The following is a 12,907-nucleotide window of genomic DNA, read 5'->3' on the forward strand; positions in this document are numbered from 1 at the left end:
CAAGGGGCATGTGAGGGCTCACAGGGTGAAGGACCCGAGTCCGGCCGCGGCGGCCAGCTCGTCGATCGCGGTGTCATTCAGTGCCGCAGCGGTACGCGCGTTCCAGGCGTGCTCGTCCCACAGCTCGAACTTGGCCCCCTGACCGACGAAGGCGACCCGTTTGTCGAGCGTGGCGAAATCACGCAAATGCTGGGGCAACAGGATTCGACCCTGAGCATCCATTTCCACGTCTTGTGCATTCCCGATATAGAGGCGCTGGATGGCGCGTGCCGTGGCATCGAAGGCGGGGAGTGCGGCGAGTTTGTGCTCGATCGTCTCCCACTCGGGCTCCGGATAGAGCAACAGACAGCGGTCACGATCGACCGTCACGACCAGATGGGAATCACAGGCAGCACGCAGCCGTTCACGGTACCGGGCCGGTACCGCGAGACGCCCCTTGGCATCGAGATTGACGAGACTGACCCCCCGAAACACCGAGCGCCCCCGCGGCGAACCGCCTGGTTCCTGCTCCCTGATTCCCCACTCCCCCCCACTTGGCTCCCATGTTAGAGAGGGGTCTGGGGCCAGTCAAGGAAACGGTGGAGTTTATTCTTGGACAGTCAGCAACTTACGCCGGCAAGCTCGACCAGCGCCGAAGACCCGGTGAAAGGTTTTGATATCAAAAGGCTGGAGAATAAACTTCAGATCACGCTTTACCTTTCGACCAGGTCGAGCGCGAGCACTGAATGGGGACGGAGACGTAGATCGATGGAAGGAAGGGAGTCGGCCGATAAGCCGGGTTCTGTCGTGGACAGTCATTCATCTGGGACGCGCGTCGCCGCACGCCTCTAGCGACCTACCCGGGAACACGCGCGGGCCGCGCGCTGCGGTCGAAGCCGCGAGTTCCCCTATTTGGTCTTGCTCCGGGTGGGGTTTACCCTGCCACTGATGTTGCCACCAGCGCGGTGCGCTCTTACCGCACCATTTCACCCTTACCTCCCGTCCGAGGACGGGATCGGCGGTATCTTTTCTGCGGCACTTTCCGTGGACTCTCGCCCCCCAGGCGTTACCTGGCACCCTGCCCTATGGAGCCCGGACTTTCCTCCCCCGTCACCAGGACGGAAGCGACTGTCTGGCCGACTCCCAAGCAAGCAGTATACCCGAGAACCATGCCTTAGGTCGCGCGGGATCGAGCGATCAGCCGCCAGCCCCCAGCTCTCAGTCACCAGCCCCCAGTGGGCGCCTGCCCTCACCATCGGGGGCCGAAGACAATCCGCTGTTGGCTGTTGGCTGTTGGCTGTTGGCTGTTGGCTGTTGGCTGTTGGCTGTTGGCTGTTGGCTGTTGGCTGTTGGCTGTTGGCTGTTGGCTGGCGGCTGGAGGCTGGAGGCTGAAAGCCGCCCCCTACCCCTTCCCGCCCAGCTCCAGTTCAACGCCGAGACGGTACAGGGCGTTGGTCTTGGCGCCGGTGATCTGCGCGGCGAGTGCGGCGGCGCGGCGCAGCGGCAGGGCCTCGGCGAGGATGCGCAGTACCCGCTCCTGCTCGGCGCGATCCGGGGCGGCCTCGCCGCGCTGGCCCTCGACCAGGATCACCAGCTCGCCGAGACGCTGCTCGGCATCGGCCTCCAGGCGCTCGGCCAAGGCCGCCGGGGTGGCCGAGAGGAAGGTCTCGAAGCGCTTGGTCAGCTCGCGTGCGACCACCGCCCGGCGCTCGCCGAGCACCGCGGCCAGGTCACGCAGCGTCGCCACCGCGCGTTTGCCGCTCTCGTAGAGGATCAGGGTGCCGGGCTCGGCGAGGAGCGACTCGAACAGCTCCAGGCGCTGCGACTGACCGCGCGGCGGGAAACCGAGGAAGAGGAATCGATCGCTCGGCAGCCCGGCAGCCGAGAGCGCGCAGATCAGTGCGCTCGGACCCGGCACCGGCACCACCGTGAAGTCGGCCGCGCGTGCCGCGTTCACCAGCTCGTAACCCGGATCGCTCACCAATGGGGTACCTGCATCCGAGACCAGTGCGACGTCGCGGCCCTCGCCGAGGGCCTCGAGCACCCGCGCGCAGCAGCCCTCGGCGTTGTGCTCGTGACAGGACACCAGGCGTGCCGAGATCCCCAGATGAGCGAGCAGCCGCCCGCTCTCCCGGGTATCCTCAGCGGCGATCAAATCGACCGCATTCAAGGTGTTACGCGCACGCTTCGAGATGTCGGCAAGATTGCCGATCGGCGTCGCCACCACGTATAGTACTCCGCGACCTCGTTCCATATCCCCCCACCTCCGCCGGCCACCGAGCGCAACGGAATCATGCAAAAGAACAAGAATCGCGCCCACCCCTCCCTGCTGTCCACCCCTGGCTTCCTGACCCTCCTGATCTTGCCACTGTTGCTCACCGCCTGTGCAGTCGATCCGATCTGGGAAGAGGGGCAGACGCTCTCCGAGGTCAGCGCCACCGAGCTCGGCCAGGCCAAGGCGCTGGCCGCCTCGGGGCGCTCGGCGCAGGCCGCCGAACGCTATCTGGCGCTGGCCGCCGAGTCCGAGCCGCCGGCCCGCGCCCAGCTGCGTCTCAAGGCCGCGCGCATCCTCCTCGCCGCCGGCGACACCGGCGCCGCGCGCAAGGCGCTCGCAGCCATCCGCCAGAGCGAGCTGAGCGCCGCCCAGCGCGAGCTGTTGCTGCTCACCGAGGCCGACCTGGAGCTGCTCGAGGGCCGACCGCGCGAGGCCGTCGCCCGGCTCGAACGGGTCCGTCACCGTGCCCTGCCCGAGGCGCTGCAGCTGCAGTACTACGGCATCCAGGCCTCGGCCGAGCGGCTGCTCGATCACCCGATCGCCGCGGCACGGGCGCTCGACATGATCGACACCCTGCTCGACCGACCGCAGGCACGGCTGGTCAACCAGGTCTCGCTGCTCTCGACCCTGTCACAAGCCGCCCCCGATCGGCTCGACACCCTCGCCCGCGAGGGCAAGGGCCGGATGCGCGGTTGGGTCGAGGTGCTGCGCCTGAGCGAGCGCTGGGGCAACGACGCCTCCGCGCTCGCCCGCGAGTACCGCGCCTGGCGCGCCGCGCACCCCAAGCACCCGGCACTGCCCGAGCTGGCCACCGCCTACGTCAGCCAGCTCGCCAGCGGCTATGCCAAGGACGACGTGCTGACCGTGCTGCTGCCGCGCGGCGGTCGCTTCGCCGGGGCGGCCACGGCGGTGCGCGACGGCATCGAGGCGGCGCGCGCGGCCGATGCCAGCGGACGCCGACCGGCGCTGCGCTTCGTCAACAGCACAGATCCCGGCGCGGTGCGCAGGCTCCATGCCCGCGCCGCCAAGGGCGGCGCCGACTATGTCATCGGTCCGCTGCAGAAGGCGAGCGTCGACGCGCTCTCGCGCGGCGGTCGGCTGAGCGTGCCGACCCTCGCGCTCAACGAGACCACCCATCGCGAGGGCCATGCCAGCGGCCTCTACCAGTTCTCGCTCTCGCCCGACGACGAGGCCGCCGAGGTCGCGCACAAGGCGCGCGGTGCCGGTCTCAGACGCGCCCTGGTGCTACGCCCCGAGGGACGCTGGGGCGAGCGTCTGGCGCGCGCCTTCAGCCATCAGTGGCAGGGACTCGGCGGCATCCTCGTCGCCGAGCGCACCGTCGACGCCAGCGACGCCGGCTATGCCCGACAGGTCACCGAGCTGACCCAAAACACCGCCGCCGATCTGGTGTTCCTGATCGCCACCCCGGATCTGGCGCGGCTGGTCAACCCGCTCATCACCAAGGCCAGCGCCGGACGGTTGCCGGTGATCGCCACCTCGCACGTCTACTCCGGCGGCTTCGAGCGGGTGCGCGACCGCGACCTGGTCGGGCTCTATTTCGTCGACATCCCCTGGATGCTCGGCGTCGGCGGCCAGGGACCGCTGTCGCGCTACCGGATGATGGCCGGGCTCGACAACACCCCGGACCCGCTCGCCAGGCTCTATGCCATGGGCATCGACGCCTACCGCCTGGCACCGCGCATGGAGGACCTCGCCCGTCATCCCGGCAGCCTCTATCCCGGCCAGACCGGCGGGCTCTCGGTCGACGCCTCGGGACAGATCCGCCGTCGTCTCAGCCTCGCGCGCTTCACCGTCGACGGGCCGCGCCCGGTCGAGGTCGAGGCCCTGCGCGCGGCGCGCTGAGTCCCCGATGGCGCTGCTCCCGGGCAGACTCGGCGCGGCCAAGGAGCGGCTCGCCGAGCGCTATCTGCGCGCTCGCGGACTCACCACCGAGGCGCGCAACCATCGCTGCCGCTACGGTGAGATCGACCTGGTGATGCGCGACGGCGACACCCTGGTCTTCGTCGAGGTGCGCTATCGCCGCAGCGAGCGCTACGGCAGCCCGGCGGCGACCGTCGACGCGCGCAAGCAACGCCGTCTGGCGGCGGCGGCCGCGCACTACCTGCAGCGTCATCCGACCATGCTATGCTGCCGCTTCGATGTGGTCGCCATCAGCGGCCAGGACCAGATCCAGTGGGTGAAACATGCCTTCTCGCTCGACGCCTGAGCGCGCGCGCACGAGGCGCGCGGCAACCCTAGCGCTCGTTCTCGCCAGCAGCCTGATCGGCGGCTGCGGCGCCCTGGTGGTCGGCGGCATCACCGTCGGCGCCGCCGCGCTCTACGACCGCCGGCCCTATTACGTGGTCATCGACGACCAGCAGATCGAGATGAACGCGATCAGCGCCATCCAGCAGGACCGGGAGCTGCAGGACCACGCCCGCATCTCGGTCACCAGCTACAACTACACGGTGCTGCTCACCGGTCAGGCCGAGCGCGCCGAACTCGCCCAGCGCGCGGCCGACAAGGTCCGTCGTCTGGCCAAGGTGCAGCGGGTGGTCGACGAGATCACCATCGGCCCGCGGGTGAGCCTGGCGCGCAAGTCCGAGGACGCCTACCTGACCTCGCGGGTCAAGCTGGCGCTGACCAAGGTCGACCTCAAGGACTTCGACGCCACCCGGGTAAAGGTGATCAGCGAGGACGGCGTGGTCTATCTGATGGGGCTGGTCAGCCCCGCCGAGGCCGATGCCGCGACCGAGAAGGCGCGCTATGTGCGCGGGGTCAAGCGCGTGGTGAAGCTCTTTGAATACCGTCCCACCGGCAACTGAACTGCCGCGCGCGCTGCGCGAACGGCTCGCCGCGATCGCCGGTCCCGGCAACCTGCTCACCGCCCCGGCCGACTGCTGGCCCTACGGCTACGACAACAGCCGCCGCCACGCCCTGCCCCAGGCGGTGGTGTTCGCCACCGACGAGGACCAGGTCGCCGCACTCGCCCGGCTCTGTCACGACACCGGCACGGTGCTGACCGCGCGCGGGCGCGGCACCGGCACCTCCGGGGCCACGGTGCCCGATCACGGCGGCGTGGTGCTGTCGTTCGAGCGCATGGACCAGATCCTGCAGATCGACCCCGACAACCGCCTCGCGGTGGTCCAGCCCGGGGTGACCAACGGCGCGCTGCAGCAGGCGCTCGCCGCGTCCGGCTTCTTCTGGCCGCCGGACCCCTCCAGCGCCGCCACCTGCACCATCGGCGGCAACCTCGCCTACAACTCCGCCGGACCGCGCGCGGTCAAGTACGGCACCCCGCGCGACAACACCCTGGGACTGCGCGCCGTCGACGGTCGCGGTCGGGTGCTGCGCACCGGGGTCAAGACCACCAAGGGCGTGGTCGGCTACGACCTCACCCGGCTGCTGATCGGCTCCGAGGGCACCCTGGGGCTGATCACCGAGGCGACGCTGCGTCTCACCCCGCTGCCCGAAACCAAGCGCACCCTGCGCGTCACCTACGGCGACATCCACGGCGCCGCGGCGGCGGTCTCGGCGATCATGGCGCAGCCGATCACGCCCTGCGCGCTGGAGTTCATGGACGCGCGCGCCCTGGAGATGGTCAGCCGCTACGCCGGACTCGAACTGCCGGCGGGCGCCGGCGCGCTGCTGATGATCGAGGTCGACGGCCCCGAGGCCGGGATCGAGGCCGCGCTCGCGGCGGTGGCCGAGGCGGCGCGCGCGGGCGGGCCGATCGAGCTGCGCCGGGCCAACGGCGCCGCCGAGGTCGCCGCGCTGTGGAAGACCCGCAAGGCGCTGTCGCCGGCGCTGCGTCATGTCGCGCCGAAGAAGATCAACGAGGACGTGGTGGTGCCGGTCTCGCGCATGGGCGCGTTCATCGACGGGCTCGACCGGCTCGGGCGCGAGCACGCCATCACCATCGTCAACTTCGGTCATGCCGGCAACGGCAACATCCACGTCAACCTGCTGATCGATCCCGACGACCCCGACGAGGTCGCCCGCGCCGCAACCTGTCTGGACGCGGTCTTCGCGCTGGTCATCGGGCTCGACGGCACCCTCTCGGGCGAGCACGGGGTGGGGCTGGAGAAGCGCGATTTCGTCGACCGCGAGCTCGACCCGGTGGCGCTCGCGCTGATGCGCGAGATCAAGCAGGTCTTCGACCCCGCCGGCATCCTCAACCCCGACAAAGGGCTGCCGCCCGTCGACTGAGCGAGACCGCTCAGACCTCCTCGATCGGTGCGGTCGCGACACGGTCGATGTCGCCCTCGCCGTCCGCGTCTGCGGCCGCCGCGCCGCCGGTCTCGTTCAAGACCCGCAACAGCACCTCGCGCTCGACGGCATCGAGACGCGTCTCCAGGGTCTCGAGATCGGCCGCGGCGCGCGCCTTGCGACAGACCGCACCGTGCAGCTCGATCAACAGTGCCTCGGCCAGCGGCGAACCACAGGCTGCGGCCTGACTCAGCCACAGCACCCCGCCGGCGTCATCGCGCTCGCCGCAACGCCCGACCAGCAGATCCCGCGCCAGCCAGCACATCGCATCGGCATATCCGGCACGCGCCGAGCGGGCGAACCAGTCGCGCGCGCTCCCCAGACGCTCGAGTTCGAGCAGCCGCAGCGCCAGGTCGCACTGCGCCTCGGCATCCCCGCGATCGGCGGCCAGCACCAGCGCCTGGGCCTCGGCATCGAGCACGCGGTCGGTCAGGGCCACCACCTCGGCCAGCGGCACCGAGGTGCGTCGACCCCGGCCCTCGCGAATCGGGTAGTGCCCTGACCGATAGGTTTCGATAAGATCAAAATCTCTTGCTTTAAGGGTGAAGAAGATGTATCTGACATGCCCGCAGTGTCACTCCAACCATGTGACCAAAAATGGATTCAACCGGCTGAACAAGCAGTTGTACAAGTGTCAAGATTGCGGTCGTCAGTTCGTTCTCCATCCTGCCAAGGGACCGGTTTCTCAGGAAACCCGAGAACTGATCGATCGGTTGCTGCTGGAAAAAATCTCCCTGGCCGGAATTGCCCGTGCGGTGAAGGTCTCCGAGGCTTGGCTGCAGAACTACGTGAACGAGAAGTACAAGAAGGTCCCTCGTCAGGTCGCGCTAAAAAAAACACCACACCCTACGGAGTGATCCTGGAGTGCGACGAGCTGTGGTCCTTTGTCGGAAAACGCCTGAACAAACAATGGATCTGGGTCGCCATGGATCGCCTGACCCGGCGTATCGTCGGAGTCCATGTTGGCGATCGTACGGAGCGCTCCGCACAGGCTCTGTGGGATTCCATCCCAGCGCAATATCAGACTTCCGCTCCCGTCTACACAGATTTCTGGAGCGCCTATGCGCGGATCATCCCGGCACACCGACATTATCCCAGTGCGAAGTCACAAGGGGAAACCAACCACATCGAACGGTTCAACGGTACACTCCGGCAGCGTATCTCCCGCTTGGTGAGAAAGTCGCTCGCGTTCTCGAAGAACCAGGAAAACCATCTGGGCGCACTCTGGAACTTCATTCATCACTACAACGCCACGATGTGCGTGTGATTTATTGCGGGCGAACCAAAAACATCGAGCGACTCAAAACCCTATCAGTCAGGGCACTACCGCGAATCGCATGCAAGCGTCCGTCCTGGATATAGCGCCACAGGGTGCGCTTGGTCAGTCCGGTAATGGCGCTCGCGGTATCCAGACATACCGACGGCACAGCCCCTCCAAAACCTCAATTCAATAAACAAGACGACCAGTTTAAATCGCCGACACAGAGGGGCGCCAACTCACCATCAGAGTCACACTTCGCAATAGCGACATCACCAGATGTCACACCTTTGAGCAGTGACAGGCACGATCCCGAAAAACCTCAAAATCCGCCAGCGACAATGGCAGACAACCAGCAAAAAAGCCATCAATACATAGCGCCAAATAACAGATGAAGAGCAATTCAAACGACTCCTCATGAAAAATCACAACAACCAGGAACAGCCCTCTAGACAACCATAGAAACAAAATCCAATCATTCGAATGAAAATTCACAGCGACCACAAGGCTTAAAAACCCCGCCGACCAAGCCATTCGCGCTTCCCGCTCGCGAACGGTGACGCTCGATCGACTGTCTCACCCCGCACCCGGACATCGTGACATCGTCTCACCCAACGGCGACGACAGGCCGAGCAGCGAATACACGCAATCAATCGCTTAAGGCATCATTGGAACTGGCCCGAAAGTTGTCTTGCATGGAGCAGATGCCAAGGCTTGTCGAGCACGCATCGCAGAGCGAACTCAACCCACAGAATGGAGAGCAAGAATGAAAAGACAGCAGTCGGGATTCACGCTCATCGAACTGATGATCGTCGTGGCGATCATCGGCGTCTTGGCAGCGATTGCCATGCCCGCCTATCAGGACTATGTCGCCAAGTCCCAGGTCGCAGCCGGGCTTGCGGAGATCACCCCCGGCAAGACCGAGATGGAGCTGATGGTCAACGAGGGGCGCACCCCTGACTTTGGCGATGTCACCGACCTCGGTCTCAAGGCCACCACCTCGAGCTGCACGGTCACGGCGGCCATCGCCGACACAGGGGTCGGCAACATCACCTGCACCCTGACCGGCAACCCCAAGATCATCGGCAAGACCATCGTCTGGAGTCGTGACGCCGCCGGGGACTGGACCTGCGCGTTCAGCGGCGACAAGAAGTTCGCCACCAAGGGCTGCCCGGCCTCCCCGTAAGCCTGGTGACAGGCTCGTCGAGACAGACCGAGCCAGCGCTGCCCCGGCACCAGGCCGGGGCAGACTTTTCAGGATGTCCCGACGTGAACCGCCAACCACACACAGGCCGGCTCGGTCGAGGTGGACTCGACCCGGTGCGGGGTCTGGGCGGGGATCAGTCGGTAGTCGCCGGCGCGCAGCCGCACCCGTTCGCCGTCGATCCACAGCACGGCCTCGCCCTGGAGCAGGCAGACCCACTCGTCATGCGGCTGATCGTAGTCGACCGGCTCCGGGGTGGCGCTGCTGACGATACGCTCGATACGCGCCCCGGGACGGGCGAACAGGGTCTCGAAACGCTCGCCCTCGGCAGGAACCCGCAGGTCCTCGAGCAGGTTGCCCGCGCCGCTCACCCGCCGAGCACCATGGTCGCCAGCGCGCGCTGAATGGCGGCGACGTTCTCGCCGCCGCGGATCTCGCGCACCAGCGGCGTGGGGTCGCTGCCGATCCACAGCTTGAACTCGGCGTCGAGGTCGAAGTGGCCGGCGGTCTCGACCGCGAAGCGGGTGATCGAGCGATAGGGGATCGACTGATACTCGACCTTGCGCCCGGTCAGTCCCTGCTTGTCGATCAGGATCAACCGCGCGTCGGTGAAGACGAACTGGTCGCGCACCAGCTGGAAGGCCAGCTCGACCCGCTCCCCGTCGGCGAGGATCGGCGCCAGCTCCTCGCCGACGGCCTCGGCATCGCGACTGGCGGCATTGCCGGTGATGGCACTCAACAGCCCCATGATCTGATCTCCCCCTTGGATGCGTGCTACCGACCCGGACGCACCAGTGCGCCGAGCCCCATGGATTCGAGTTCTTCGAGCAGCAGTCGGCGCACCGAGGCGCCGTCCTCGCACTGCAGCGTCATCTGCAGCACCTCGCGCGCGCGGGCGCGACTGATGCTGCGGATCACCCGCTTGACCCGCAACAGGCTGCCCGCGCCCATGCTCAGGCTGTGCACGCCCATGCCGAGCAGCAGGAAGATCGCCAGCGGGTCGCCGGCCATCTCGCCACAGACGCTGACCTCGCGCCCGTGCACCCGCGCGCCGGAGACGATCTGCATCAGCGCGCGCAGCACCGCCGGGTGGAATTCGTCATACAGCTCGGCCACGTGCGGGTTGTTGCGATCGACCGCGAGCAGATACTGGGTGAGGTCGTTGGTGCCGACCGAGAGGAAGTCGACCCGGCGCGCCAGCGAATCGATCAGATAGACCGCCGCCGGCACCTCGATCATCACCCCCACCGGCGGCATGTGCACCTGGTAGCCCTCCTCGCGCAGCTCGTCGTGGGCGCGATGGATGAGCTGCAGCGCATCCTCCAGCTCGGTGATGGTGCTGATCATCGGCAGCAGCAGCTGCAGGTTGTCGAGCCCCACGGCGGCGCGCAGGATGGCGCGCACCTGGGCGAGGAAGATCTCGGGGTGATCGAGGGTGATGCGTACCCCGCGCCAGCCGAGGAAGGGGTTGCTCTCCTGCATCGGGAAATAGGGCAGCGGCTTGTCGCCGCCGATGTCGAGGGTGCGGATGGTCACCGGGCGCGGCGCGAACAGCTCCAGCACCTGACGGTAGTTGGCCATCTGCGCCGCCTCGCCGGGGAAGCTGTCGCGCACCAGGAAGGGCAGCTCGGTGCGGTAGAGCCCGACCCCGGCCGACTCCTCGATGCCCAGCGGACGGCTCTCGGAGACCAGACCGGTGTTGAGATAGAGCGGCACCTGATAACCGTCGGTGGTCTCGGCAGGGAGGTGGCAGAGCGCCTTGAGTTCATTGGTGAGGGCGACGTCGTCCTCGGCCAGACGCAGGTATTCGGTGCGCACCGCCGGTGTCGGCGAGACATAGACGCGACCGCGATAGCCGTCGACGATCATCTCGCGCCCCTCGACCCGGCTCACCGGCAGGTCGGAGACCCCCATCGCCGCCGGGATGCCCATGCTGCGGGCGAGGATGCCGACGTGGGACGAGCCCGAACCCTTGGTCGAGACGATGCCGGCGAGGCGCTCGCGCGGCACCTCGGCGATCTGCAGCGCGCTGATCTCCTCGCCGACGAGGATGGTCTGCTCGGCATAACGCAAGGGGTCGACGGTGCGGTTCTGCAGGTGCATGAGGATACAGCGCCCGAGATCGCGGATGTCCGAGGCGCGCTCGCGCAGATAGGCGTCATCCATGGCGTCGAACACCCGGGTGTGCTCGGCGATGGTCTCGCGCAGCGCGCCCGGCGCCCAGTTGCCGGCGCGGATGCGCCCAATGGTGCCGTCGACCAGGGTGTCGCTCTCGAGCATCAGCCGCCAGGCATCGAACAGCGCCATATCCTCGGCGCCGAGATGACTGTGGGTGTGGCTGGCGAAGCGGTCGAGATCGGCCGCAACCTGATCGAGCGCCTCGCGGAAGTGGTCGATCTCACCCTCGACGCCCTCGGGGACGCGATCGGGCACGGCGTCGAGATCGGCCGGTGGATAGACCACCACCGCCTGCCCCAGCCCGACCCCCGGCGAGGCGGCCAGCCCGGGCAGGAAGCGCTGCGGGATGCCGTCGTCCTGCAACCGCGCCAGTTCGCCGCTGGTGCGGGCGAAGGTGATGGCGCCGGCGAGCTGCGAGGCCAGGGTGACGACGAAGGTGACCTCGGCGTCGTCGAAGTGACGCTTGTCGCGCTGGCGCAGCACCAGCACCCCGAGCACCTTGCGGTTCTGGATGATCGGGGCGCCGAGGAAGCCGTGATAGCTGGTCTCGCCGGTATCGGTGATGCACTGATAGCGCGGGTGGTTGAAGGCGTCGTCGAGGTTGATCGGCTCGGCGCGCTCGCTGACCAGACCGATCAGCCCGCGGCCCATCTCCAGGCGCACCCGACCGACCGCCGCGGCGCGCAGCCCGTCGCTGGCCTGGAGCACGTGGTGGCGTTTGTCGAAATCGTTGAGATAGACCGAGCAGACGTCGGCCCCGACGGCCAGCTTGACCCGCTGTACGATGATCCCCAGCGCCTGTTCGAGATCCCGGGCGTTGTTGACTTCCTGGACGATACGGCGCAGGGCTTCGAGCATAGAGGGAGCTGGACTCTAGAGAGATGGATGGATGAATCCGGGTCGGCAGACCCGTCGGCCGGGGTTGCAGAGACCTCCGGCCATGCCGCGCCGACTCAGCGGCGCCGCTGACGCAGCAGCGCGCCGCCGGCCGACTGGCGCGGTCGCTGACGCAGCTCGCGGGTCGGCGCGCCCTCGGGGTAGAGCGCGGGGGCAAGCTCCTCGAGCGCCTGCAGATAGACGTGGCGCTTGAAGTAGACGACCTCGGTGAGCGGCTGCCAGTAACGGACCCAGCGCCAGGCGTCGAACTCGGGCTTGTCGGAGTGATCGAGGCGGAAGGCGCCCTCGTCGCAGTCGACGCGGAGCATGAACCACACCTGCTTCTGACCGATGCAGGTCGGGCCGCAATGACGGCGGATATAGCGCTTGGGGAGGTGATAGCGCAGCCAGCCGCGGGTGCTGCCGAGGATGGTGACCTGGTCGTGGTCGAGCCCGACCTCCTCCTGGAGTTCGCGGAACATCGCCTGCTCGGGGGTCTCGTCGGAGCGGATGCCGCCCTGCGGGAACTGCCAGGCGTTCTGTCCGATCCGCCGGCCCCAGAATAGACGGCGCTCCCGATTGCTCAGGATGATGCCTACGTTCGGTCTGAAGCCGTCGTGATCGATCACGTCACTCTGTCCCACTGGATCGCGCCTTCGCATTCTTCCATACCCCGTTGATAGCGGCAAGCGAAGACCCGAGTAAGCGTCTGCAAACCAAGGGCTTTCCCGTATACCGCGCACCGCCTCCCGGCACTGGCGCGGTGCGTGCTTGCAAGCATCCGGGGAATCCCGGACCATCGAGCGGCGGGCTCGCGCCCAAGGGGCGTCCCCTCTCCCGCCGCCCGCCCAACCCATCCACACCAACA

At 67.4% G+C, this 12,907-nt stretch carries 13 protein-coding genes and 1 other RNA gene; 6 read left to right on the forward strand and 8 right to left on the reverse strand.

Translation table 11 applies throughout. The features are described from left to right. Positions 1–18: 18 nt before the first annotated feature. The 3 genes from mraZ to rsmI all read right to left on the reverse strand — a co-directional run bounded on the left by mraZ (position 19) and on the right by rsmI (position 2,233). On the reverse strand, positions 19–474 hold the full coding sequence (gene mraZ, locus ACAM26_RS01125) for a division/cell wall cluster transcriptional repressor MraZ (RefSeq protein ID WP_062277283.1): 456 nt from the start codon (positions 472–474) through the stop codon (positions 19–21). Positions 475–754: 280 nt separating this feature from the next. Further along, an RNA gene (gene rnpB, locus ACAM26_RS01130) (RNase P RNA component class A) lies at positions 755–1,123 on the reverse strand. A 258-nt stretch (positions 1,124–1,381) separates the two neighbouring features. Next, positions 1,382–2,233, reverse strand: coding sequence for a 16S rRNA (cytidine(1402)-2'-O)-methyltransferase (rsmI, locus tag ACAM26_RS01135; protein ID WP_369612960.1), 852 nt, complete (start codon positions 2,231–2,233; stop codon positions 1,382–1,384). A gap of 39 nt (positions 2,234–2,272) precedes the next feature. Here rsmI and ACAM26_RS01140 point away from each other — a divergent pair, with 39 nt between their 5' ends. From ACAM26_RS01140 to ACAM26_RS01155, 4 genes are read left to right on the forward strand one after another with little or no spacing between them, the layout of a single operon-like run. Continuing rightward, complete coding sequence (locus ACAM26_RS01140) at positions 2,273–4,117, forward strand: penicillin-binding protein activator (RefSeq protein ID WP_369612961.1); 1,845 nt, start codon at positions 2,273–2,275, stop codon at positions 4,115–4,117. A gap of 7 nt (positions 4,118–4,124) precedes the next feature. Next, positions 4,125–4,481 carry a YraN family protein gene (locus ACAM26_RS01145; protein ID WP_123140027.1) on the forward strand — a complete coding sequence of 119 codons (357 nt, stop codon included), beginning with the start codon at positions 4,125–4,127 and terminating at the stop codon, positions 4,479–4,481. Beyond that, positions 4,459–5,079 (forward strand): BON domain-containing protein, encoded by a 621-nt coding sequence (locus ACAM26_RS01150; RefSeq protein ID WP_369612962.1) that lies wholly within the window; start codon positions 4,459–4,461, stop codon positions 5,077–5,079. Before ACAM26_RS01145 ends, ACAM26_RS01150 begins: the two co-directional genes overlap by 23 nt. Then, the gene (locus ACAM26_RS01155; protein WP_369612963.1) at positions 5,054–6,463 is read left to right on the forward strand and encodes an FAD-binding oxidoreductase; all 1,410 of its coding nucleotides are present in this window, start codon (positions 5,054–5,056) and stop codon (positions 6,461–6,463) included. Before ACAM26_RS01150 ends, ACAM26_RS01155 begins: the two co-directional genes overlap by 26 nt. Before the next feature lie 10 nt (positions 6,464–6,473). Here ACAM26_RS01155 and ACAM26_RS01160 read toward each other — a convergent pair whose 3' ends face one another. Continuing rightward, positions 6,474–6,980 carry a hypothetical protein gene (locus ACAM26_RS01160; RefSeq protein ID WP_369612964.1) on the reverse strand — a complete coding sequence of 169 codons (507 nt, stop codon included), beginning with the start codon at positions 6,978–6,980 and terminating at the stop codon, positions 6,474–6,476. Positions 6,981–7,080: 100 nt separating this feature from the next. On the opposite strand from ACAM26_RS01160, the gene ACAM26_RS01165 reads away from it, so the two are divergent. Together ACAM26_RS01165 and ACAM26_RS01170 are read left to right on the forward strand one after the other, a co-directional pair. After that, positions 7,081–7,790, forward strand: a protein-coding gene (locus tag ACAM26_RS01165; RefSeq protein ID WP_369612977.1) for an IS1 family transposase whose coding sequence is annotated in 2 segments (ribosomal slippage) — positions 7,081–7,359 and positions 7,362–7,790 — 708 coding nt in all. Because the reading frame shifts where the segments join, the coding sequence is not laid out codon by codon here. Positions 7,791–8,547: 757 nt separating this feature from the next. Further along, on the forward strand, positions 8,548–8,967 hold the full coding sequence (locus tag ACAM26_RS01170) for a pilin (RefSeq protein WP_123142007.1): 420 nt from the start codon (positions 8,548–8,550) through the stop codon (positions 8,965–8,967). A gap of 68 nt (positions 8,968–9,035) precedes the next feature. Here ACAM26_RS01170 and ACAM26_RS01175 read toward each other — a convergent pair whose 3' ends face one another. From ACAM26_RS01175 to ACAM26_RS01190, 4 genes are all read right to left on the reverse strand, one after another. After that, positions 9,036–9,356, reverse strand: coding sequence for a cupin domain-containing protein (locus ACAM26_RS01175; protein ID WP_369612965.1), 321 nt, complete (start codon positions 9,354–9,356; stop codon positions 9,036–9,038). Then, on the reverse strand, positions 9,353–9,733 hold the full coding sequence (locus ACAM26_RS01180) for a PH domain-containing protein (RefSeq protein ID WP_123140032.1): 381 nt from the start codon (positions 9,731–9,733) through the stop codon (positions 9,353–9,355). Before ACAM26_RS01180 ends, ACAM26_RS01175 begins: the two co-directional genes overlap by 4 nt. Before the next feature lie 26 nt (positions 9,734–9,759). Beyond that, complete coding sequence (gene ptsP / locus ACAM26_RS01185) at positions 9,760–12,021, reverse strand: phosphoenolpyruvate--protein phosphotransferase (protein ID WP_369612966.1); 2,262 nt, start codon at positions 12,019–12,021, stop codon at positions 9,760–9,762. Between the two features lie 95 nt (positions 12,022–12,116). Then, entirely contained in the window at positions 12,117–12,668 is a 552-nt protein-coding gene (locus ACAM26_RS01190) for an RNA pyrophosphohydrolase (protein ID WP_123140034.1), read from the reverse strand. Positions 12,669–12,907 lie beyond the last annotated feature (239 nt).

The organism is Marichromatium sp. PS1 (assembly GCF_041155115.1).
Taxonomy (GTDB): Bacteria; Pseudomonadota; Gammaproteobacteria; order Chromatiales; family Chromatiaceae; genus Marichromatium; species Marichromatium gracile.